The following is a 21932-nucleotide window of genomic DNA, read 5'->3' on the forward strand; positions in this document are numbered from 1 at the left end:
GGTATGTGTCCAGTGGCTGCGGAGGTCAGGAATGCTAACCAGAAAAGACAACGGCCCGGGAAACTTTGCTTTTGAAGGCGGGTTCCTCGGGCCGTCTGTGCCCGACCGTGAGGTCGGGTGTCGGTGTTTTGGTGGCGCTTCAGGGATTCGAACCCCGGACCTGCGGATTATGATTCCGTCGCTCTAACCGGCTGAGCTAAAGCGCCTCAAGCCCACCATTGTAGCCAGGTTTTCGAGGACAATGCAAGCACTCGCGCAAGGGTCACAAAAAATATCTGTTCGCGCCGGGTTCCAGCTCGTCCAAGAGCGCACCGAAAGCAGCATTCATGTTCAGTTTCTTCAAGAAGAAGTTTGGCGCCACACCCGCTCAGGAGCCGGTTCTGGTGCCAGTGCCGCCGGCGAGTTCCGCGGCACCCGACCTGGTGGCGCCAGCCGCTGCGCCGCAATCCACTCAGCCGGTGGTGGCCGAAGCCGCGCCGCGCAAGAGCTGGCTGGAGAAACTCAAGCAGGGGCTGCGCAAGACGGGCTCCAGCATCGCCCAGGTCTTTACCGGCACGCAGATCGACGACGCGCTGTATGAGGAACTGGAGGCGGCGCTGCTGATGGCCGATGCGGGCGTGAAGGCCACCGAGTTCCTGCTCGAGGACCTGAAGCGGCGCGTCAAGGAGGCCAAGGCCACCGAGCCCTCGGCGGTGCGCGGCTTGCTGATCGAGTCGCTGACCGAGCTGCTCAAGCCGCTCGAAAAGGCGCTGAGCGTGGGCGAGCATCAGCCCACCGTGGTGATGGTGGTGGGCGTGAACGGTGCCGGCAAGACCACCAGCATCGGCAAGCTCACGCGCCACCTGGCGGACGCCGAACAGAAGGTGTTGCTGGCCGCGGCCGACACCTTCCGCGCCGCGGCGCGCGAGCAACTCTCGGTATGGGCCGATCGCACGCGGGTGGAGATCGTCAGCCAGGAGGGGGGCGATCCGTCGGCGGTGACCTTCGATGCGGTGGTGGCCGGCCGCGCGCGTGGCTGCGATGTGGTGATTGCCGACACCGCCGGCCGCCTGCCCACCCAGCTGCATCTGATGGAAGAGCTGAAGAAGATACGCCGCGTGATCGGCAAGGCCCAGGCCGAGGCACCGCACGAGGTGCTGCTGGTGGTGGATGGCAATACCGGCCAGAACGCGCTGACCCAGGTGAAGGCCTTCGACGATGCGCTGGGCCTCACCGGCCTGATCGTCACCAAGCTCGACGGCACGGCCAAGGGCGGGGTGCTGGCGGCGATTGCACGCGAGCGGCCCATCCCGGTCTACTTCATCGGCGTGGGCGAGAAGCTGGAAGACCTGCAGACCTTCAGCGCGCGCGAGTTCGCGCAGGCGCTGCTGGAGTGAGGCGGGAGGGGCTCAGCCCATGCCTCCCATGCCCTTGAGCCCCTTCATCCCGCCCATCTTCTTCATCATCTTCATCAGGCCGCCGCCGCTCATCTTCTTCATCATGCCCTGCATCTGGTCGAACTGATTCAGCAGGCGGTTGACGTCCTGGATCTGTACGCCGGCGCCGGCGGCGATGCGGCGCTTGCGGCTGGCCTTGCTCTTACCGTCCATCAACAGGGCGGGTTGGCGGCGCTCCTTGGCCGTCATGGCATTCAGGATGCCTTCCATGCGCTTCATGTCTCGCTCGGCGCGGTCCATGTCGGCCTGACCCGCCTTGGCAGCCATTTGCGTAGGCAGCTTGTCCATCAGGCTGGAGAGGCCGCCCATCTTCTTCATCGACGAGATCTGCGCGAGGAAGTCGTTGAGGTCGAAACCGCTGCCGCTCTTGAGCTTGCCGGCCAGCTTCTCGGCCGCCGCCAGGTCCACGCCCTTGCTGACCTCTTCCACCAGGGCCACGATGTCGCCCATGCCCAGCACGCGGCCGGCATGGCGCTCGCCGTCGAACACCTCCAGCCCATCGATCTTTTCAGACACGCCGGCAAACTTGATCGGCGCGCCGGTGACCTGACGCACCGAGAGTGCGGCCCCGCCGCGCGAGTCGCCATCCAGCTTGGTGAGGATCACGCCGGTGAGCGGCAAGGCCTCCTTGAAGGCCCTGGCGGTGTTGATCGCATCCTGACCCTGCATGGCGTCCACCACGAACAGGGTCTCGACCGGGTTGAGCGTGGCGTGCAGCTCCTTGATCTCGGCCATCAAGGCCTCATCGATCGCCAGGCGGCCGGCGGTGTCGACCAGCAGCACGTCGAAGTAATGCTTCTTGGCGTAGTCCAGCGCCGCCAGCGCGATCTCGCGCGGCTTTTGGTCGGGTGAGGAGGCGAACCATTCGCCTCCGGCCTGGGCGGTGACGGTCTTGAGCTGCTCGATGGCGGCGGGGCGGTAGACGTCGGCCGAGACCGTCAGCACCTTTTTCTTGCGCTTCTCGATCAGGTGCTTGGTGAGCTTGGCGGTGGTGGTGGTCTTGCCCGCCCCCTGCAGGCCGGCCATCAGGATCACCGCCGGCGGCTGGGCCGCCAGGTTGATGTCGCTGACGCCCTCGCCCATGGTGGCGGCAAGCTCCTTGTGCACGATGCCCACCAGGGCCTGGCCGGGGGAGAGCGAGCCCACCACCTCGGCGCCCAGGGCTTTTTCCTTCACCCGCGCGATGAAGTCGCGCACCACCGGCAGGGCCACGTCGGCCTCCAGCAGGGCCATGCGCACTTCGCGCAGCATGTCCTGCACATTGCTTTCGGTGATGCGGGCCTGGCCGCGCATCGTTTTCACGAGCAGGCTCAGGCGGTCGGTCAGGGTGGATGCCATGGGGGGAGGCGCCACCGGGAAGGTGGTCGCGCATAAGTACACTGTGGCGATGATTTTATCGTTCGCCACTCCAGAGTCCGTGAGCGCCTGGCTTGCGGGGCTCAGTTTGCTCTGCGCGGCCGGCTATACGGCCGCGGCTTTCACCGCCGAAACGCGCCAGCAGGGCCTGCGCGGCATGCTGGTGGCGGTGTGGGCGGTGCACCTGCTGGCGCTGCTGCTGGACATCGCCGGCATCGGCCTGCCGCAGCCCGGCGCGCGCTTCGGCTTTGCGCCGGCGCTGTCGATGACGCTGTGGCTGGTGCTGGGCGTCTATCTGGTGGAGAGCCGCTTCGTGCCGCTGCCGGGGGCGCGCCGCGTGCTGTCGGCGCTGGGGGCGGCCGTGGTGCTGCTGGCCTGGGCGTTTCCGGGCGAGAGCCGGCCGCTGGCCGCCTCGCCCTGGGCGCCGCTGCATTGGGTGATGGGGCTGGCCTCGTACGGCTTGTTCGGTGTGGCCGTGCTGCATGCCGCGATGCTGAATCGCGCCGAGCGAGAGATGCGTTCGCGCAAGGGCCAGGGCGTGGTGGCGCTGGGCATGCCCTTGCTCAGGCTCGAGCGCCTGACCTTCCAGTTCGTGGGCGCGGGCGTGACCGTGCTGTCGCTGGCCCTGCTGCTGGGCTGGTGGTTCACGCCGCATTGGCGCTGGGACCACAAGAATCTGCTGTCCGTGCTGGGCTGGCTGGTGCTGACCGGCCTGCTCACCGGCCGCCATGTGTTCGGCTGGCGCGGCCGGCGCGCCACGCGCTGGCTCTACTTCGGCGCCGCGCTGCTGCTGCTGTCCTATGCCGGCTCGCGCTTTGTGCTTGAGGTGGTGCTGCAGCGGGGAGTGGTCTGAATGTTGAAATTCCTGGTCCTGATCGCCTTGCTGGCGCTGCTGTTCTACATGCTGGGCCTGAAGCGCGCGCGGCCGCCACAGGCTGGGCGGCGCGATGAAGCGCCTGCGCCGTCGCCGGCCCAGCCCCAGGCGATGGTGAGCTGCGCCGAGTGCGGCCTGCATCTGCCGCAGCAGGACGCCTTGCCCGGCCGCGGCGGGCAGTTCTGCAGCGCTGCGCACAGGGCGGCCTTCGAGGCGCGCAACCCGCCTCCGGCATGAGGCAAGACCTGCCCCCGGCCGATCGTCGCGGCACCGAACGCCGCCGTGCCGAGCGCCGGCGCAGCCAGCGTCGCGGCCCCGATGCCGGGGCGGACGCACAGGCCTCGTGGTTCGGCCCCAGCCAGGGCGATACCGACTGGGGCGGGCTGGCCCATGAGGCGCCGGAGGGCGCGGGCGGCGATTCGCAGTTCTTTTTCCAGCCGGCGCGTCACCTGCATGGCGATGCGAGCGGCGATGCCTTCCAGCGCCTGTATCGCGCCTTCCTCGGCGCGCGCGCGGCGCTGGGGCTGGCGCTTGCCGCGACGCAGCTGATGGCGCGCGCCTTCGGCACGCTGGCGCCCGATTGGCTGCTGGGCCTGTCGGTGGGTTATGCGGCGCAGGCGCTGGGGCTCTGGCTGTGGTCGAACTTCGTGCAGGCCGGCGCAGCGCGCCAGCTGGCGCGGCTGACGGGCTGGCAATGGCTGCTCAGCATCGGCTTTGACCTGGCCCTGTTCGGCGCCTTGCACATGCTGGACGCGGGCAGCGGCCTCAGCTTTGCCGCGCTCTTCATCATGCCGGTGTTGATGGCCGGCGTGCTGACGCCCCGGCTGTTTGCGCTCGCCACCGCGGCGCTGGCGACCCTGGTGCTGCTGGGGGCGGCACTGTGGTCGCTGGCGCATGGCGTGGATGCCGGCCTGCGTCTGACCCAGGCCGGCCTGGTGGGCAGCGGCTTCTTCGTCGTCAGCCTGCTCGCCAGCGAGCTGGCCAGCCGGCTGGCGCGCGAGGAGCAATCCGCGCGCGGCAGCATGGAGCTGGCGCGCCAGCAGGCCGAGCTGAACCGGCTCGTGATCGACGAGATGCAGGAGGGCGTGCTGGTGGTGGACCGGCGCGGCCGCGTGCGTGCCGCCAACCCGGCCGCGCGGGCGCTGCTGTCGGACGGCGGCATGGTGCGCACCGCGCCGTTCCAGCTGCGCGGCGTGCTCGCCTGGGCCCCGCTGGTGGCGGCGGTGGAGCGCGCTTTTGCGGAGGGCGTCTGGCCGGAGGCCGGGCGGGACGTGCAGCTGGAATTCCATGTCGCGCTGCAGCGCAGTCTGCGCGTGCGCATGCGCTTCACGCGCCGGCGCGAGTCCGATGCCAGCGAGGACCTCTGCGTGCTCTTTGTCGAGGACAACCGCAATGTGCAGGCGCGCAGCCGCCAGGAGAAGCTGGCCGCGATGGGGCGCGTGTCGGCGGGCATCGCCCACGAGATCCGCAACCCGCTGGCGGCGATCGCCCAGGCCAATGCCCTGCTGGCCGAGGACGGCCTGGACGCGCGCAGCGCGCAGCTCACCGGCATGGTGGCTTCCAATGTGCAACGCCTCAAGCGCATCGTCGACGATGTCATGGAGGTGGCCCCCGGCGTGGTGCCCGAGCCGATGCCGGTGAATGCCAGCGAGCTGGTGGCGCAGGTCTGTCAGGACTGGGCGCGCACCAACGGCCTCGAGCTGGCGCCGCGCAGCGAGTTGCTGCGCGTGGAACTGGCCGAGCATGCCATCCAGGTCAGCTTCGAGCCCGAGCATCTGCGCCGCATCCTCGTCAATCTGCTGGACAACGGCCTGCGCCACGCGCATGAGCTGCCGGGGGCGGTGCAGGTGAGCCTGCGCGCGCAGTCCGAGCAATGGGCGGTGTTGTCGGTGCTGAGCCTGGGCGATGCCATACCGCCGGATGTGGAGCGGCATCTGTTCGAACCCTTCTTCTCCACCCGCAGCCGCGGCTCCGGGCTGGGCCTCTATATCTGCCGCGAGTTGTGCGAGCGCTATGGCGGGCGCATCGAGTACGCCCGGCGGGTCGAGCTGGAGCCGCCCGGCAATGAGTTCTCCGTCATACTCAAGCGCGTGGCCGCCCACGCCGTCCCGACATGAGCACAGCAGCACCCGCATTCAGCCTTCTGGTCGTCGACGATGAGCCCGATCTGCGCACGCTTTACGAGCTGACCCTGCTGCGCGAGGGTTATGAGCTGGACACCGCGGGCAGCGTCGAAGACGGCCTGGCGCGACTGAAGGCCAGGCGCTACAGCGCCGTCATCACCGATATGCGCCTGCCCGATGGCAGCGGCCTGGACATCCTGCGCTGGCTGGAGCAGCAGGGCCGCCAGGAGAAGACGCTGGTGATCACTGCCTATGGCTCGGCCGAGAACGCGGTGGAGGCGCTCAAGGCCGGCGCCTACGACTACCTTACCAAGCCGGTGGACCTGCGCCAGTTCCGCATGGTGGTGGCCTCGGCACTGGGGCGCATGCCGGCCAGCCTGCCCTCGGTCGTGCCCTCGCAGCTGCCCTCCGAGGCGGCCACCCAGGAGCCGACCCTGCCGACGCCGCGCGCGCCGGCGCCGCTGCCCCGCAAGGCGGCGCCCAGTGCCCAGGCGCTGGCCGACACGCGCGCGGCCACCGCCCTGGATCGTTTGGTGGGCGACTCGCTGGCGATGCAGCAGGTGCGCGCGCTGATCGAGAAGGTGGCGCGCAGCATGGCGCCGGTGCTGCTGCACGGCGAGTCGGGCACCGGCAAGGAGCTGGTGGCGCGCGCCATCCACGATGTCAGCGCGCGTTCGGCCCAGCCCTTCATCGCGGTGAACTGCGGCGCCATTCCCGAGCAATTGCTGGAGGCCGAGTTCTTCGGCTATCGCAAGGGCGCCTTCACCGGCGCCAGCGAAGACCGCGAGGGCTTCTTCCAGGCGGCCAATGGCGGCACCCTGTTCCTGGATGAAATCGGCGACCTGCCGCTTGCCATGCAGTCCAAGCTGCTGCGTGCGCTGCAGGAGCGCTCGGTGCGGCCGGTGGGGGCGGTGGTGGAGGCGCCGGTGAATGTGCGCCTGCTCAGCGCCACCCACAAGGATCTGGCGCTGGAGGTGGGGGCGGGGCGCTTCCGGCAGGACTTGTATTACCGGCTGAACGTGATCCAGATTCGCGTGCCGCCGCTGCGCGAGCGCATCGAGGATCTGCGCCCCATCAGCGAGCGCGTGCTGACGCGCATTGCCCAGGATGCCGGGGTGACGCCGGTGCCGGTGCTCACCGCGGCGGCGCTGGCGCAGTTGGCGCGCTATGCCTTCCCGGGCAATGTGCGCGAACTCGAGAACCTGCTGCACCGCGCCCTGGCGCTCTCAGGCGGCGAGCGCATCGACGCCGACGACCTCGGCCTGCCCGAGTCGCTGCTGGACGATGCCGAGTTCACGCCCAGCGAGCTGGGCGGCCTGCCCGGCGAGGCGAACACCGTGGTGGCGCCCGGCGGTGCCGAGCAGCCCCTGCCCAGCGATCTGGCGGCCTATCTGGACGAAGTGGAGCGCGGCATCCTGATACGGGCGCTGGAGCAGCACCGCAACAACCGCACCGCCGCAGGCGCCAGCATGGGCTTGTCGCTGCGACAGATGCGCTACCGCATGGCGCGTCTGCACATCACCGTGGGTGAGAGTGATGGCAGCGAGGGGCTCTGAGTCCGGCGCGCCGGGGTGGCCAGATGGGTGGTGTGAAGGCTGGTGGCAGGCGGCCACGCGTCTGGACTCGCCCAACTTCGGCACGCGCCCCGAGGGCATGCCCATCGATCTGCTGGTCTTGCACAGCATCAGCCTGCCGCCGGGCGAGTATGGCGGCGATGCGATCGAGCGCCTGTTCACCAACCGGCTCGATTTCGATGCCCATCCGTATTACCAGACCATACGCGGCCTGCAGGTCTCGGCGCATTTCCTGATACGCCGCGATGGCGCGCTGCTGCAGTTCGTCTCCTGCGACCAGCGTGCCTGGCATGCCGGCGCCTCCAGCTATTGCGGGCGCGAGAACTGCAATGACTACTCCATCGGCATCGAGCTCGAAGGCCTGGAGGGCGAGCGCTTCGAGGCGGCGCAGTACGAGGCCCTGCAGGCACTGCTCGCGGGCCTGCGCCGTGCCTACCCGATTCGCAGCGTGGTCGGGCATGAGCATGTGGCGCCCGGCCGCAAAAAAGACCCCGGCCCGGGCTTCGACTGGGCCCGGCTGCGCAGCAGCGTGGCGAGTGCCGGTCTTGAGCTGCCGATGATCTAGGGGTCTGCACCAGGGCTGGGCCGGCGGCAGGATTTCCGGCCCGCGATGAGGTGCCGCCGACGCGGTCCGCGCCGGCCCTGCGAGATCCCGCCGCGACGCTTATTTGGCGCGGCCTCGCGGCCGATTTGGCGCTGCAGGCCCGGCAAACAAAGGCCCCTGTGTGCACAGCCCCGATGCCATCGGGCCTGGCGCTAGGCCGCAGCCCCGCGGCAGCCCTTGGATGGCGGCGGGCGAGCCTTTCGCTAGCGTGTCAGGTCTTGCCCGTCAACGGGGTTCGCACGCTATTGGTAGTGCTTGAAGAGGCCTGGACCCCCAGATATAGTGTCTCTTCATGCTATCCTTCTGACTTGGGAAATCACTGACATGCCCGTCGCAGCCGCTGCCGTCAGCCCTCGAACCTTGGTGTCTGCCAAGCGTTCAGGCGATCAGGCAATGCGTGGATGGGCCCGGAAAGGCGCCGCTCACTGCGGCGCTTTTTTGTCGGTGATCACCCGGTCAGCACCATCGCATGCGCCGGAACGCGCAGACCTCGTCTTGCGTTCCGTGGAGTGCCGCTTTGACCGGGCGCCTCCCAAACCATTTGAAGCCTGAAGCCCGACCGCCCGGTGGCGCGTCGTGGTTTTGCCCATTTCAGATTCGAACGAGACCAGACGAGGAAAGAAAAGCATGCAAACCGTTGTTGCCAGCACGCCTGCCGAGCACGCGCACACCGCCTCCGTGGGCGGCGGCGCACCCAAGCAATCGACCCATTCGGCCTATGCGGCCTACCAGATCATCCGCCGCAACGGCGCGGTGGTCTCGTTCGAGCCCAGCAAGATCGCCATCGCCCTGATGAAGGCCTTCCTGGCCGTGCATGGCACGACGGGTGCGGCCTCGGCCAGCGTGCGCGAGACGGTGGACGGCCTGACCGAAGCGGTGGTGCGCGCACTGCTGCGCTCGCGCCCCAGCGGCGGCACCTTCCATATCGAGGACGTGCAGGACCATGTGGAACTGGGCCTGATGCGCGGCGGCCACCATGAAGTGGCGCGCGCCTATGTGCTGTACCGCGAGCGCCGTTCGCAGGAGCGCCTGCGCCAGGGTGAGGTGGCGGCGCCGGTGGCCGAGGCCCAGCTGACGGTGATCGACGGCGGCGTGCGTGTGCCGCTGGACCTGGCGCGCCTGCAGGGCCTGATCGTGTCGGCCTGCGCCAATCTGGGCGCCGACGTGAAGCCCGATCCCATCCTGGCCGAGACCAAGCGCAACCTCTACGACGGCGTGCCCATCGACGAGGTCTACAAGGCCGCCATCCTGGCCGCCCGCACCCTGATCGAGAAGGACCCCGGCTACACGCGCGCCACCGCGCGCCTGCTGATGCACACCATCCGCCGCGAGATCCTCGGCGAAGAGGTCACGCATGAGCAGATGCAGGCCCGCTATGTCGACTACTTCCCCGGCTATATCAAGAAGGGCGTGCAGGCCGAGTTGCTGGACGAGCGCCTGCAGCAGTACGACCTGGTCAAGCTGGGCGCGGCCCTGAAGGCCGAGCGCGACCTGCAGTTCGATTACCTGGGTCTGCAGACCCTGTTCGATCGCTACTTCCTGCACAGCGATGGCAAGCGCATCGAGATGCCGCAGGCCTTCTTCATGCGCGTGGCGATGGGTCTGGCGCTCAACGAAATTGACCGCGAAGCGCGCGCGATCGAGTTCTACGAGGTGCTCTCGAGCTTCGACTTCATGAGCTCGACGCCCACGCTGTTCAACTCCGGCACGCGCCGCTCGCAGCTCTCCAGCTGCTACCTGACCACCGTGGCCGACGATCTGGACGGCATCTACGAGGCGCTGAAGGAAAACGCGCTGCTCTCCAAGTTCGCCGGCGGCCTGGGCAATGACTGGACCCCGGTGCGCGCGCTCGGCTCGCACATCAAGGGCACGAACGGCAAGAGCCAGGGCGTGGTGCCCTTCCTCAAGGTGGTGAACGACACCGCGGTGGCGGTGAACCAGGGCGGCAAGCGCAAGGGCGCCGTCTGCGCCTATCTGGAAAGCTGGCACCTGGACATCGAAGAGTTCCTGGAGCTGCGCAAGAACACCGGCGACGATCGCCGCCGCACCCACGACATGAACACCGCGAACTGGATCCCCGATCTGTTCATGCGCCGTGTCATGGATGGTGGCGACTGGACGCTGTTCAGCCCCTCGACCTGCCCCGACCTGCACGACCTGTTCGGCAAGGCCTTCGAAGAAGCCTATGTGGCCTACGAGGCCAAGGCCGACCGCGGCGAGATCAAGCTCTTCAAGCGCATGCCAGCCAAGGACCTGTGGCGCAAGATGCTCTCGATGCTGTTCGAGACCGGCCATCCCTGGATCACCTTCAAGGACGCCTGCAACGTGCGCTCGCCGCAGCAGCATGTGGGCGTGGTGCACTCGTCCAACCTCTGCACCGAGATCACGCTCAACACCAACGACAACGAGATCGCGGTCTGCAACCTTGGTTCGGTGAATCTGGTGCAGCACCTGAAGGACGGTCAGATCGACCACGACAAGCTGAAGAAGACGATTGCCACGGCCATGCGCATGCTGGACAACGTCATCGACATCAACTACTACGCCGTCAAGAAGGCGCGTGACTCGAACCTGCGCCACCGCCCGGTGGGTCTGGGCATCATGGGCTTCCAGGACGCGCTGTATGCGCTGCGCACGCCCTATGCCTCCGAGGCAGCCGTCGAATTCGCCGACCGCTCGATGGAAGCCGTCTGCTACTACGCCTACTGGGCCTCGACCCAGTTGGCCGAAGAGCGTGGCCGTTACTCCTCGTACCGCGGCTCGCTGTGGGATCGCGGCATCCTGCCGATCGACTCGCTGAACCTGCTGGCCGAGGCACGCGGCGGCTATGTGGAAGTGGACCGCAGCAGCAGCATGGACTGGGATGCCCTGCGTGGGCGCATCGCCGCGCATGGCATGCGCAACAGCAACTGCGTGGCGATCGCCCCCACGGCCACCATCTCCAACATCATTGGCGTGGATGCCTCGATCGAGCCCTGCTTCGGCAACCTCTCGGTCAAGTCCAACCTCAGCGGCGAGTTCACCGTCATCAACGAATCGCTGGTGCGCGACCTGAAGAAGCTGGGTCTGTGGGACGACGTGATGGTGATGGACCTGAAGCACTTCGACGGTTCGCTGCGTCGTATCGACCGCGTGCCCGAAGAGCTCAAGGCCCTTTACGCCACCGCGTTCGAAGTCGAGACGCAGTGGTTGGTGGAAGCCGCGGCGCGCCGCCAGAAGTGGATCGACCAGGCGCAGTCGCTCAACATCTATATGGCTGGTGCCTCGGGCAAGAAGCTCGATGAGACCTACAAGCTCGCCTGGTTGCGCGGCCTGAAGACGACCTACTACCTGCGCACCATGAGCGCCTCGTCGGCCGAGAAGAGCACGGTCACGAAGTCGGGTCAGTTGAACTCGGTGTCGAACGCTGGCGGCATGAACGCAGCACCCGCAGTGGCCGCGCCGGCACCGCAGGCAGCACCTGTTGTCAGCGCGGATGCAACGCCCGCCACCGACATCAAGTTCTGCTCGATCGACGATCCGGGCTGCGAGGCTTGCCAGTAATTGAAGTGCTTGCCGCGATCGCCGAGAGGTGGTCGCGGCAAATCATGAACGCCCGCGATGCGAGTGTTCATCGATGCAAACGGCGATCGGCTGTTTTTCGAATGCATCGATGAGCGCTTGAACAGCAGCACTGCAGAGCGCGCTCAGGCTGCGCAAAATCGATGCAGGCCAGCAACAGCGAACACGCTGCGCTGTCAAGAAGTCCTTGGTGTTTGAACACAACACTCTGATAATTCACGACGATAGGAAGGCCACCATGTTGGTTTGGGAAGAAGAACTGAAGCCCACGCAAAGCGCGACTGTTAGCGCCCACACAAACGCAGCGACGAGCACTCCGCCGGTCGCGCGTGCCGAAGCCTCCGCGCAGCATTCTTCCGCCGCCTCTTCGCATGACGCCGCCAGCACGCGCCGCGTCAACGCCGCCGACAAGCGCATCATCAATGGCCAGACCGATGTAAATCAGCTGGTGCCGTTCAAGTACAAGTGGGCCTGGGAGAAGTACCTCGCCACCTGCGCGAACCACTGGATGCCGCAAGAGGTCAACATGTCGCGCGACATCGCGCTGTGGAAGGACCCGGCCGGTTTGAGCGAAGACGAGCGCCGCATCATCAAGCGCAATCTCGGCTTCTTCGTCACCGCCGATTCGCTGGCCGCCAACAACATCGTGTTGGGCACCTACCGTCACATCACCGCGCCCGAGGCCCGCCAGTTCCTGCTGCGCCAGGCCTTCGAGGAAGCGATCCACACGCACGCCTACCAGTACATCGTCGAGTCCCTGGGCCTGGACGAGAGCGAGATCTTCAACGCGTATCACGAAGTGCAGTCGATCCGGGACAAGGACGAGTTCCTGATCCCCTTCATCGACGCCATCATGGATCCGCACTTCGTCACCGGCACGCCGCAGAATGACCAGACCCTGCTGAAGAGCCTGATCGTGTTCGCCTGCCTGATGGAAGGCCTGTTCTTCTACGTCGGCTTCACGCAGATCCTGGCCATGGGGCGCCAGAACAAGATGACGGGTGCAGCCGAGCAGTACCAGTACATCCTGCGCGACGAGTCCATGCACTGCAACTTCGGCATCGACCTGATCAACCAGATCAAGTTGGAGAACCCGCATCTGTGGACGGCCGAGTTCAAGGCCGAGATCAAGGCCCTGTTCCTGAAGGCGGTGGAGCTGGAGTACCGCTATGCCGAGGACACCATGCCGCGCGGCGTGCTCGGCCTGAATGCATCGATGTTCAAGGGCTATCTGCGCTATATCGCGAACCGTCGCGCCACGCAGATCGGCCTCGAGGAGCTCTTCCCGAACGAGGAAAACCCGTTCCCCTGGATGAGCGAAATGATCGACCTGAAGAAGGAACGCAACTTCTTCGAAACCCGCGTCATCGAATACCAGTCCGGTGGCGCGCTGAGTTGGGACTGACAGGGCACCCGTGGGTACGGCGCCGAACAGTCCTTTGTTGAAAGCTCATCAATGAGATCAAGCTTTGCAAGCCCTCAACCGACCGACATAGAAGCGGCGGTGTGGGCTTGTGCCCCCATTCATCGTACTGAGGCGCTCCTCCTGGGCGACTCTCAGGCGGTGAATAACTGCACTGCGGCGGACCGGTCCGTGGCGGGCAGTGACTTTTCCACTTGATCAAGGAGAAACGAAATGGCAACTGCAAAGAAGGCGCCGGCCAAGAAGGCCGCTCCCGCGAAGAAGGCTGCTCCGGCTAAGAAGGCCGCAGCTCCGGCAAAGAAGGCCGCTCCGGCCAAGAAGGCTGCCGCACCTAAGAAGGCTGCTGCGCCTGCCAAGAAGGCTGCTGCACCGAAGAAGGCTGCTGCTCCTGCCAAGAAGGCCGCTGCACCGAAGAAGGCTGCCGCTCCTGCCAAGAAGGCCGCTGCACCGAAGAAGGCTGCCGCTCCTGCCAAGAAGGCCGCTGCACCGAAGAAGGCTGCTGCTCCTGCCAAGAAGGCCGCTGCACCTAAGAAGGCTGCCGCTCCTGCCAAGAAGGCCGCTGCACCGAAGAAGGCTGCTGCTCCTGCCAAGAAGGCCGCTGCACCGAAGAAGGCTGCTGCTCCTGCCAAGAAGGCCGCTGCACCCAAGAAGCCGCCCGTCAAGGCTGCTGCAAAGGCCAAGCCGGCTGCCAAGGCTGCTGCAAAGCCCGCCGCCAAGCCGGCTGCCAAGAAGCCTGCCGCCAAGAAGGCTGCTGCTGCCCCTGCTCCTGCTGCCAAGCCTGCCGCTGCTCCCGCAGCCAAGACCGCACTGAGCCCGCAAGCTGCCTGGCCCTTCCCGACCGGCAACAAGCCCTGAGCTTGAACGCATGGGCCCCACGGGGCCTTGTGTATGAAACCCGGCCCCGGCCGGGTTTTTTTATGGGTGGAAGATTTCCACCGTATAGCCGGTGACGCGCTGCTTGCCGGTGCTGAGCACCAGTTGCAGCCCCTGCTCAGCACCGGCCGCCAGGCTGTTCTTGCCAAGGTTGAACTCTGCCGGCGAGAGTGCGCGGCGCGCCACGATGGCGCCGTTGGCGTCGGTGAGGGTCAGGTCCACCCAGGGCAGGGCGAGTTCCCAGCCGCTCTTGTTGCGCAGGCTCAGGCTCAGCTTGTAGTGATTGCCCGAGGCCGCGAGCGTCAGCGCGCTGCTTTCCACGCTGATCGCGTCGATACGCTTCCAGGGCTTGATCTCGCAGCCGAGCTGGGCGCAGGCGGCCCGCAGCTGGGGCAGGGCCTGCGGATAGATGGCGGCCGCGGCATCGCGGAAATGCCAGAGCACCTGGGCCGCCAGGCCCATTGCCAGCAAGCTGCTGCCCAGGGCCAGCGCCAGGCGCACCGGGCGGCGCTGCCAACGGGCCTGCCCTTCGGCGCGCTTGAGAAAGCTCGGCACCGGCGCCGCGGCCGGCGGCGCTGCATCGGCGGCGCTGCTGGCCGCGGCGGCCAGGCCGGGCGCCAGCACCACGTCCTGGTCGTCGGCCGGCGGCAGCAGGGGCTCGGGCGCTGGCGGCAGGCCGCGCGGCTCGGGCAGGGGTGCTTCGGGCTCCGGCTCTTCGGCCGGCTCGGGCTCCCAGTAGGGTTCGCGCCGGTCCGCGGCCGTGGCCGGCTCCTGCGCGTCCCGTATCAGCTGGGGGTCAGGGCTTGCCTCGGCGGGCGCAGCGTCGGCGGCCGGTTCGGCGGCGGGCCTGCGCGTATCCGCGGGGATGACCCAGGTGACCTGCTCGGCCGGTGCCGGGGCCTGCTCCAGCGGGGTGTGGCCGGTGGGCTCGGGCACCTGCGCCTGCGGTGGCCAGGGTGGCGGCGCCTCGCGGTCCATGTCGAAGAGCTGCTCGCGGGCGTCGAACACCTCGGCACAGCGGCCGCAACGCACCCAGCCATCGGAGACACGCAACTGATCCTGCACCACCCGGAAGATGGTGCCGCAAGCGGTACAACGGGTGGCCAGGCTCATGCGCGGATCATGCCATTACTTCACTGAGCCTCTCAGGCCTGGCGCTGCGCCGTCATCAGGATCCAGCCCTCTTCGCTGTCGCTCACCTCGAGCTTGGCCCAGGGCGCATAGGCGGCCTTGAGCTCATCGGCCTGACGCTCCAGGATACCGGCCAGCACCAGGTGCGCGCCGGGGGCCAGATGCGCGCAGAGCAGGGGCGCGAGCAGCTTCAGCGGCGAGGCCAGGATGTTGGCCAACACCAGCGGGTACTCGCCCTTGGCGGCATCGGGCAGGGCGGCGTGCAACTGCACGTGGTTGGCTTCGGCATTGGCCAGCGAGGCGGTGATGGCCGCCGGATCGATGTCCACCGCGTCGATCTGCTTGGCACCGTGCAGGGCCGCGCCGATGGCGAGGATGCCCGAGCCGCAACCGTAGTCCAGCACGCGATCCCAGGCGGGTGCCTGGTGGGCATGCTGCGCAATCCAGCGCAGGCACATGCGCGTGGTCGGGTGCGTGCCGGTGCCGAAGGCCAGGCCCGGATCCAGGCGCATCACCTTGGTGGCCTGGGCCGGCGCCTCATGCCAGGAGGGCACGATCCAGAACTCGGGCGTGATCTCCACCGGCGCGAACTGCGATTGCGTCAGGCGCACCCAGTCCTGCTCGGCCACCGCCTGGATGGTCTGCACATGCACATCGGCAGCCCAGTCCTGCGCCAGCACCAGGGTGGCGGCCTCGGTGGCCTCGGCCTCGGTGGCGAACAGGGCCTTCACCACCGAGCGCTCCCAGCCGCCCTTGGGCGCGGGCATGCCGGGTTCGCCAAACAGGGCCTGTTCGGCGGGCGTGTCGGCATCGGCGTCTTCCACCGAGACGGCCAGCGAGTCGATCTCCATCAGCGCGTCGCTGACGACCTCGACATCGTCCTCGCGGCAGACCAGGATCAGTTCGTGCAGGGTGGCGGACATCAGCGCTTGTGCTGGGACATCCAGCCTTCCAGGTAATGGATGGAGGTGCCGCCCTCGATGAACTTGGCGTCCACCATCAGCTCGCGGTGCAGCGGGATATTGGTCTGTATGCCTTCCACCACCGTCTCCGACAGCGCGATGCGCATGCGCGCCAGCGCCTGCTCGCGCGTGTCGCCATGGGCAATGATCTTGCCGATCATGGAGTCGTAGTTGGGCGGCACGAAGTAGTTCGTGTAGGCGTGCGAATCCACGCGGATGCCGGGGCCGCCGGGCGGGTGCCACATGGTGATGCGGCCGGGCGAGGGCACGAACTTGACCGGGTCCTCCGCATTGATGCGGCATTCGATCGCGTGGCCGCGCATGGTGATGTTGCGCTGGGTGAAGGGCAGCTTCTCGCCGGCGGCGATGCGGATCTGCATCTGCACGATGTCGATGCCGGTGACCATCTCGGTGACCGGATGCTCCACCTGCACGCGCGTGTTCATCTCGATGAAGTAGAACTCGCCGTTCTCGTAGAGGAACTCGAAGGTGCCGGCGCCGCGGTAGCCCATCTTGCGGCAGGCGGCCGAGCAGCGGTCGCCGATCTTCTCGATGACGCGGCGCGGGATGCCCGGTGCCGGTGCTTCCTCGATGATCTTCTGGTGGCGGCGCTGCATCGAGCAGTCGCGCTCGCCCAGCCAGACGGCGCTCTTGTGGCTGTCGGCGAGGATCTGGATTTCCACATGGCGCGGGTTCTCGAGGAACTTCTCCATATAGACCTCGGGATTGCCGAAGGCAGCACCCGCCTCGCTGCGCGTCATCTGCACCGCGTTCACCAGCGCCGCCTCGGTGTGCACCACGCGCATGCCGCGGCCACCGCCGCCGCCGGCCGCCTTGATGATGACCGGATAGCCCACCGAGCGGGCGATGCGGATGATTTCCTTGGGGTCGTCGGGCAGGGCGCCTTCCGAGCCGGGCACGCAGGGCACGCCGGCGCGGATCATGGCCTGCTTGGCCGAGACCTTGTCGCCCATCATGCGGATGTTTTCCGAGGTCGGGCCGATGAAGGTGAAGCCGCTGCGCTCGACGCGCTCGGCAAAGTCGGCGTTCTCGGAGAGGAAGCCGTAGCCGGGATGGATGGCCTCGGCATCGGTGACCTCGGCGGTGGCGATGATGGCCGGCATGCTCAGATAACTCTGGGCTGAAGCGGCCGGGCCTATGCAGACGGCCTCGTCGGCCAGCTTCACATACTTGGCGTCGCGGTCGGCCTCGGAATACACCACCACCGATTTCACCCCCAGCTCGCGGCAGGCGCGCTGGATCCGGAGCGCAATCTCGCCCCGGTTCGCAATCAATATCTTCTTGAACATGGCCGGGCCTTACTCGATCACGAACAGGGCTTGACCGAATTCCACGGGTTGGCCGTTCTCGACCAGGATCTTGGTGATGGTGCCGCTCTTGTCGGCGTCGATCTCGTTCATGATCTTCATCGCCTCGATGATGCAGATCGGCTCGCCTTCCTTGATCTGCTGGCCCACCTCGGCAAAGGACTTGGCGTTCGGGCTGGAGGCGCGATAGAAGGTGCCCACCATCGGCGACTTCACCACATGGCCGGTCTCGGCCGCGGGGGCGGGCGCGGCCACGGGCGCTGCGGCCACCGGGGCGGCGGCAGCCACCGGCGCGGCGGCAACGGGCATGGCCTGGGCCATCGGCACCATCACCGTGCCGTCGGACTTGACGATGCGCACCTTGCCATCGGCTTCGGTGATTTCAAGTTCAGAAATGTTCGACTCGGACACCAGGTCGATCAGGGTCTTGAGCTTGCGCAGATCCATAAGGCTTACCTCCAACGGGAAGATTGATTGTTGTGCTTCTAATGCCGGCCAGGCTGGCGGCTGGCTCGATCTCAGCCCGCCGGACTGAGCTTGGCCAGCGCGTACTGCAAGGCCAGCTGATAGCCCTGGGCGCCCAGTCCGCAGATCACGCCATCGGCCAGATCCGAGAAATAACTGTGCTGCCTGAAGGCCTCGCGCTTGTGGATATTGGACAGGTGCACTTCCACAAACGGCAGCGCCACCGCCGCCAGGGCGTCGCGCAGGGCGACACTGGTGTGGGTGTAGGCTGCCGGATTGATGATGATGAAGCGGCATCCGTCCTGCACCGCCGCCTGGATGCGGTCTACCAAGGCACCCTCGTGGTTGCTTTGGAAGGATTCCAGCGTGATTCCGGCTTTTGCTGCTGTCTCGGCGAGATCAGCATCGATTTGCGGCAAAGTTCGCGCGCCATAGATCCCAGGCTCCCGCGTTCCGAGGAGATTGAGATTGGGGCCGTGAATCACGAGAATCTGCATCAGCGACGTGCGTAGCGGTTTAGAGCCTGGACACTAGAAGCTTGAAAGGCTGAACTTTAAGCGTTTTAGGACCAGATCCCGCCAACTAGCCAAAAATAATCTGCTTGACCAGTTTGGCGCTTTGCGGCTGACTTTCGGCAGGCCGGTGGGGCTCGCGCTAGCTCAGGCCGCGCGCCATCTGGCGCAATTCGTCCAGCTGGGTGGCGCCCAGCTTGCGCCACACCGGCTCGCCCTGCGCGTTGAAGGCCACCGAGAAGGGCAGGCCGCCCTGCGTGTTACCAAGTGTGCGTGCCAGATCGGTGCCGGTCAATCCGGCCAGGGCATTGGGGAAGTTGAGCGGCAGCTTGCTCAGGAATTCCGCCACCGGCTTGGCGGAGTCGACCGCCAGCCCCAGCACCTGCCAGTTTCCATGCTCGCCCGCGAAGCGATTGATCTCCGGCAGCTCCTTGACGCAGGGCGCACACCAGGTGGCCCAGAAATTCAGCAGCAGGGGTTTGCCGCGCAGGCTGGCGCTGGCCAGGCCCTGGCCGTCCAGGGTCTCGAAGCGGGCGGCCCAGAAGGCGGATGCGGCGTCCGAGAGCGCGGGCTCACCGCCGCGCTGGCGCAGCGCCGCGACGACGCCAAGCAAGGCCGCGCCGGCACCGGCGGCGCCCAGCAACAGGGTTTGGCGGCGCTTCATTCGGCTTGCTCCAGCATCAGTTTGCGCAAAGCGGCCAGATCGCCGCGTTCGCTGCGGCCGCGCGCGTCGCGCTTGAGGGCGCCGCGCTGGTCGTCATAGTCCAGGATGGTCATGGCAATGGTCACGCTCTCCTGCAGCGCGCGGCAGGGTGCGGCAAAGCTCAGCACCTGCACCGCTTCGCCGCGCGGCCCGGTGGTCTCGCCCGTCTCGTAGTCCACGCTCATATTGATGAGCGCAATCTCGGCGGCCTTGCTGTCGTCGCAATAGAGTTGCAAATGGATGTTGTTGAGCCGGGTGGCGGTGCCGCGCCAGACCGCGCCGCACAGATGCGGGCGGAACTCGCCCAGGCGTTCCATCCATTGCGCCGCCAGCTCGCGCAGGGCCAGCAGCTCCTGCGGCTGGGTGTCGGCGCAGAACAGCGCCAGGTAGTCGCGCACCTCGTCTTCCAGCTCGTCGTTGCTGGGCAGGGGGGCATGCTTGCCCAGGCCCAGCTGCTTGACGGCGCGACGCTTGGCGGGGCCGTACTCCAGGCCTTCTTCCACCACTAGGCGGGCGGCGGTGGCGGCGATCTCGGCGCTGACGGGATGTTGTTCCATGCTCATTCGGGTAGTGCCACGGCCGGCATGCGGGCCTCGATGGTCGCCGATCTGGCGATCACATAGGGGCTGGAGGGGCGTTTCTCGAAGCGCTTGGGCGCCGGCAGCATCACCGCCAGGCGCGCCGCCTGCCAGGCGCTGAGCTGGCCGGCATCGACGCGGAAGTAGTGGCGTGCCGCCGCCTGGGCACCGAACACGCCCTCGCCCCATTCGACATTGTTCAGGTAGATCTCGAGGATGCGCTGCTTGCCCAGCAGGGCCTCCAGCATCAGCGTCAGCACGAACTCCTGGCCCTTGCGCAGCAGATGGCGTTCACCGCTGAGGAAGAGGTTCTTGGCGAGCTGCTGGGTGATGGTGGAGCCGCCCACCACCTTGGGTGCGGGCTTGGCCGCCAGGCGTGCCGGGGCGCGGTTGCCCAGCTTGGCCAGGCGCGCTTCCTCGCGCTGGTTCTTCTCCCAGGCCTTCTCCAGCGCATCCCAGTCGACGCCGCCATGCTCGCTGAAGCCGGCATCCTCGCTGGCGATCACCGCGCGCTTGAGCTGTTTGGAGATGCGCGCATCGTCCACCCATTGCTGGCTCCACAGGATCTGGTGCTTCTCCACCGCCAGCCGCCAGGCTTCGGAGCGCTGGAAGCTGGTGGATTCGGGCGCCAGCACATTCATCAAGGCGATGCGCGCGGCGAAATAGAGCTGCAAGGCCAGCACCGCCATGGCCAGCAGCAGCAACAGGCGTAGCAGCGACCTCATGCGCCGCTCACTTGCTTCTTGCCAGCTGCGCGCGCAGCGCGGCCAGCACCGGCGCGGTCTCGGGCCGCACGCCGCGCCACAGCGCAAAGGCCTCGGCCGCCTGCTCGACCAGCATGCCCAGGCCGTCGCGCCCCTCGGCGCCCTGGGCTTCGGCCCAGTCCAGGAAGGGCCGGGCCGCCGCGCCATACATCATGTCCACCGCCAGGCCGCCGCTGCGCAAGACCTGACCCTGGACCGGCACGCCCGCGCCGGCCAGGCTGGCGCTGGTGCCGTTGACGAGGATGTCGAAGCCGCCGCTGCAGCCGTCCAGGGTGGTGGTGGCGAGCCGCACGCCATGTTCGGCGGCCCAGGCCTGGTGCGAGGCCACCAGGGCGGCGGCCTTGTCCAGCGTGCGGTTGGCCAGCACCAGCTCCGCCGGCCGACCGGCGATCAGGCTACCCAGCACCCCCGCCGAGGCACCGCCGGCGCCCAGCAGCAGCACGCGCCGGCCCGCCAGCGGGCGGCCGGCATTGCCTTCGATGTCGCGCACCAGGCCCAGGCCATCGGTGTTGTCGCCCCACCAGCCCTGGCTGTCGAAGCGCAGGGTGTTGACGGCACCTGCCAGCGCGGCGCGCGGGCTGTGCCGGCGCGCCAGCGCGAAGGCCTCGAACTTGAAGGGCACGGTGACGTTGCAGCCGCGTCCGCCGGCGGCCGCGAAGGCCTCCACCGTCGGCCCGAAGGCGTCCAGCGGGCACAGCAGGCGCTCATAGACCAGCGCCTGCCCGGTCTGGGCCGCGAAGGCTGCGTGGATGAAGGGCGATTGGCTGTGGGCGACGGGATTGCCGGCCACGGCATAACGGTCGGGGCTGCTCATGGTTGTGCACTGAGGCTGGTTTCCAGCCCGTCCTCGCGGGTGAACTTGAAACGTGAGGTGATCACCAGCACCTCGGCGCCCTGGCGCATCGCGGCCGTGAAGGGGCCGAAGGGGCCGGCGGCGCGGGCGATGGCAATGGCGCGCCGATCCAGCACCGCATTGCCCGAGCCCTGCACGATGTCGGTCTCGACCACCTTGCCCTTGAAATCCACGTGGATGTTCATGGTCAGCTCGCCATACAGCTTGCGGCCCTTGTACTGCGGGAAGTCGCGCGTGCCGCGCTCCTCGATGCGGCGGCGCAGCGCGTCGTAGTACTGGGCATAGACCACCTCGCGCGTGGCCGGGCTGATGTAGCGCTTGCGCGGGCGCGCGTTTTCCTCGTTCACGCGCTTCTCGATCTCGGCCAGCAACTGCACCAGCTGGCGGCGCTTCTCGGCCTGCTCGCGCGCCTCGGGCGTGCCCTTGTCGCGCTGCGGGTCGGGCGGCGGCAGCAGGGCCAGCTCGCGGCGCACCTGGGCCAGCAGCTGCTGCTGCACCTCCTGCAGCTTGGCGATCTGGGTGTGCGACAGCTCGGTGCTCTCGCCCTGCTCGGTGCGCGGCGAGGGCGCCAGCGGCGAGGTGGCGCGCCCCACCGTGCCTTCACCGCCGCCGGTCAGGCTGGCCTGGGCCAGCGCCTGCGCCTTGGTTGGGGTCTCCTTGCTCTTGGCATTGACCAGCACCACCTCGAGCGGCGTGTCCTCGAACAGGCGGTTGAAACGCTCCGGATCGACGATGCGCAGCATCAGCAGGCCCGCATGCAGGCCCACGGAGATCAGCAGCGCAAGGTGCAGTGTGGAGAGCTTGCGCACGGC

General features: G+C 67.4%; 20 protein-coding genes and 1 tRNA gene. 9 read left to right on the forward strand and 12 right to left on the reverse strand.

Annotated elements, in window-relative coordinates; translation table 11 throughout:
* Positions 1-129: 129 nt before the first annotated feature.
* Positions 130-206, reverse strand: a tRNA-Met gene (locus PFX98_RS13065).
* 120 nt (positions 207-326) lie between these two features.
* Between PFX98_RS13065 and ftsY the strand changes: the two genes are divergently transcribed.
* The gene (ftsY, locus tag PFX98_RS13070; RefSeq protein WP_285230938.1) at positions 327-1376 is read left to right on the forward strand and encodes a signal recognition particle-docking protein FtsY; all 1050 of its coding nucleotides are present in this window, start codon (positions 327-329) and stop codon (positions 1374-1376) included.
* 12 nt (positions 1377-1388) lie between these two features.
* On the opposite strand, the gene ffh is transcribed toward ftsY, so the two are convergent.
* Entirely contained in the window at positions 1389-2774 is a 1386-nt protein-coding gene (gene ffh, locus PFX98_RS13075; protein WP_285230939.1) for a signal recognition particle protein, read from the reverse strand.
* A 79-nt stretch (positions 2775-2853) separates the two neighbouring features.
* Between ffh and PFX98_RS13080 the strand changes: the two genes are divergently transcribed.
* The 8 genes from PFX98_RS13080 to PFX98_RS13115 all read left to right on the forward strand — a co-directional run bounded on the left by PFX98_RS13080 (position 2854) and on the right by PFX98_RS13115 (position 13806).
* Positions 2854-3645 (forward strand): cytochrome C assembly family protein, encoded by a 792-nt coding sequence (locus tag PFX98_RS13080; protein ID WP_285230940.1) that lies wholly within the window; start codon positions 2854-2856, stop codon positions 3643-3645.
* Positions 3646-3903, forward strand: coding sequence for a PP0621 family protein (locus tag PFX98_RS13085; RefSeq protein WP_285230941.1), 258 nt, complete (start codon positions 3646-3648; stop codon positions 3901-3903). It begins immediately after the preceding gene.
* Entirely contained in the window at positions 3900-5783 is a 1884-nt protein-coding gene (locus PFX98_RS13090) for a sensor histidine kinase (RefSeq protein ID WP_285230942.1), read from the forward strand. The genes PFX98_RS13085 and PFX98_RS13090 overlap by 4 nt, the downstream gene beginning before the upstream one ends.
* Entirely contained in the window at positions 5780-7345 is a 1566-nt protein-coding gene (locus tag PFX98_RS13095; protein WP_285230943.1) for a sigma-54-dependent transcriptional regulator, read from the forward strand. The genes PFX98_RS13090 and PFX98_RS13095 overlap by 4 nt, the downstream gene beginning before the upstream one ends.
* Positions 7326-7928, forward strand: coding sequence for a 1,6-anhydro-N-acetylmuramyl-L-alanine amidase AmpD (gene ampD / locus PFX98_RS13100; RefSeq protein WP_285230944.1), 603 nt, complete (start codon positions 7326-7328; stop codon positions 7926-7928). Before PFX98_RS13095 ends, ampD begins: the two co-directional genes overlap by 20 nt.
* Before the next feature lie 666 nt (positions 7929-8594).
* Positions 8595-11510 carry a ribonucleoside-diphosphate reductase subunit alpha gene (locus tag PFX98_RS13105; protein ID WP_285230945.1) on the forward strand — a complete coding sequence of 972 codons (2916 nt, stop codon included), beginning with the start codon at positions 8595-8597 and terminating at the stop codon, positions 11508-11510.
* Between the two features lie 256 nt (positions 11511-11766).
* Positions 11767-12933: a ribonucleotide-diphosphate reductase subunit beta gene (locus PFX98_RS13110; RefSeq protein WP_285230946.1), complete on the forward strand. Its 1167-nt coding sequence runs from the start codon at positions 11767-11769 to the stop codon at positions 12931-12933.
* Positions 12934-13164: 231 nt separating this feature from the next.
* Positions 13165-13806 (forward strand): histone, encoded by a 642-nt coding sequence (locus PFX98_RS13115; protein ID WP_285230947.1) that lies wholly within the window; start codon positions 13165-13167, stop codon positions 13804-13806.
* A gap of 60 nt (positions 13807-13866) precedes the next feature.
* Here the strand turns inward: PFX98_RS13115 and PFX98_RS13120 are convergent, their stop codons facing one another.
* From PFX98_RS13120 to PFX98_RS13165, 10 genes are all read right to left on the reverse strand, one after another.
* Positions 13867-14937: a zinc-ribbon and DUF3426 domain-containing protein gene (locus PFX98_RS13120; RefSeq protein ID WP_285230948.1), complete on the reverse strand. Its 1071-nt coding sequence runs from the start codon at positions 14935-14937 to the stop codon at positions 13867-13869.
* A 32-nt stretch (positions 14938-14969) separates the two neighbouring features.
* Complete coding sequence (gene prmA / locus PFX98_RS13125; RefSeq protein WP_285230949.1) at positions 14970-15878, reverse strand: 50S ribosomal protein L11 methyltransferase; 909 nt, start codon at positions 15876-15878, stop codon at positions 14970-14972.
* Positions 15878-17227: an acetyl-CoA carboxylase biotin carboxylase subunit gene (gene accC, locus PFX98_RS13130; protein ID WP_285230950.1), complete on the reverse strand. Its 1350-nt coding sequence runs from the start codon at positions 17225-17227 to the stop codon at positions 15878-15880. The genes prmA and accC overlap by 1 nt, the downstream gene beginning before the upstream one ends.
* A gap of 9 nt (positions 17228-17236) precedes the next feature.
* Positions 17237-17692 carry an acetyl-CoA carboxylase biotin carboxyl carrier protein gene (gene accB / locus PFX98_RS13135; protein ID WP_285230951.1) on the reverse strand — a complete coding sequence of 152 codons (456 nt, stop codon included), beginning with the start codon at positions 17690-17692 and terminating at the stop codon, positions 17237-17239.
* 71 nt (positions 17693-17763) lie between these two features.
* Entirely contained in the window at positions 17764-18207 is a 444-nt protein-coding gene (gene aroQ, locus PFX98_RS13140; protein WP_425334602.1) for a type II 3-dehydroquinate dehydratase, read from the reverse strand.
* A gap of 157 nt (positions 18208-18364) precedes the next feature.
* The gene (locus PFX98_RS13145) at positions 18365-18886 is read right to left on the reverse strand and encodes a TlpA family protein disulfide reductase (protein ID WP_285230952.1); all 522 of its coding nucleotides are present in this window, start codon (positions 18884-18886) and stop codon (positions 18365-18367) included.
* Entirely contained in the window at positions 18883-19482 is a 600-nt protein-coding gene (locus PFX98_RS13150; RefSeq protein WP_425334603.1) for a hypothetical protein, read from the reverse strand. The genes PFX98_RS13145 and PFX98_RS13150 overlap by 4 nt, the downstream gene beginning before the upstream one ends.
* A gap of 2 nt (positions 19483-19484) precedes the next feature.
* Positions 19485-20228, reverse strand: a complete 744-nt coding sequence (locus tag PFX98_RS13155) for a transglycosylase domain-containing protein (RefSeq protein WP_285230954.1) — start codon at positions 20226-20228, stop codon at positions 19485-19487.
* Between the two features lie 7 nt (positions 20229-20235).
* A complete protein-coding gene (gene aroE / locus PFX98_RS13160; RefSeq protein WP_285230955.1) occupies positions 20236-21081 on the reverse strand; it encodes a shikimate dehydrogenase in 846 nt (281 codons plus the stop codon).
* Complete coding sequence (locus tag PFX98_RS13165; RefSeq protein ID WP_285230956.1) at positions 21078-21929, reverse strand: TonB family protein; 852 nt, start codon at positions 21927-21929, stop codon at positions 21078-21080. The genes aroE and PFX98_RS13165 overlap by 4 nt, the downstream gene beginning before the upstream one ends.
* Positions 21930-21932 lie beyond the last annotated feature (3 nt).

The organism is Paucibacter sediminis (genome assembly GCF_030254645.1).
GTDB lineage: Bacteria > Pseudomonadota > Gammaproteobacteria > Burkholderiales > Burkholderiaceae_C > Paucibacter_B > Paucibacter_B sediminis.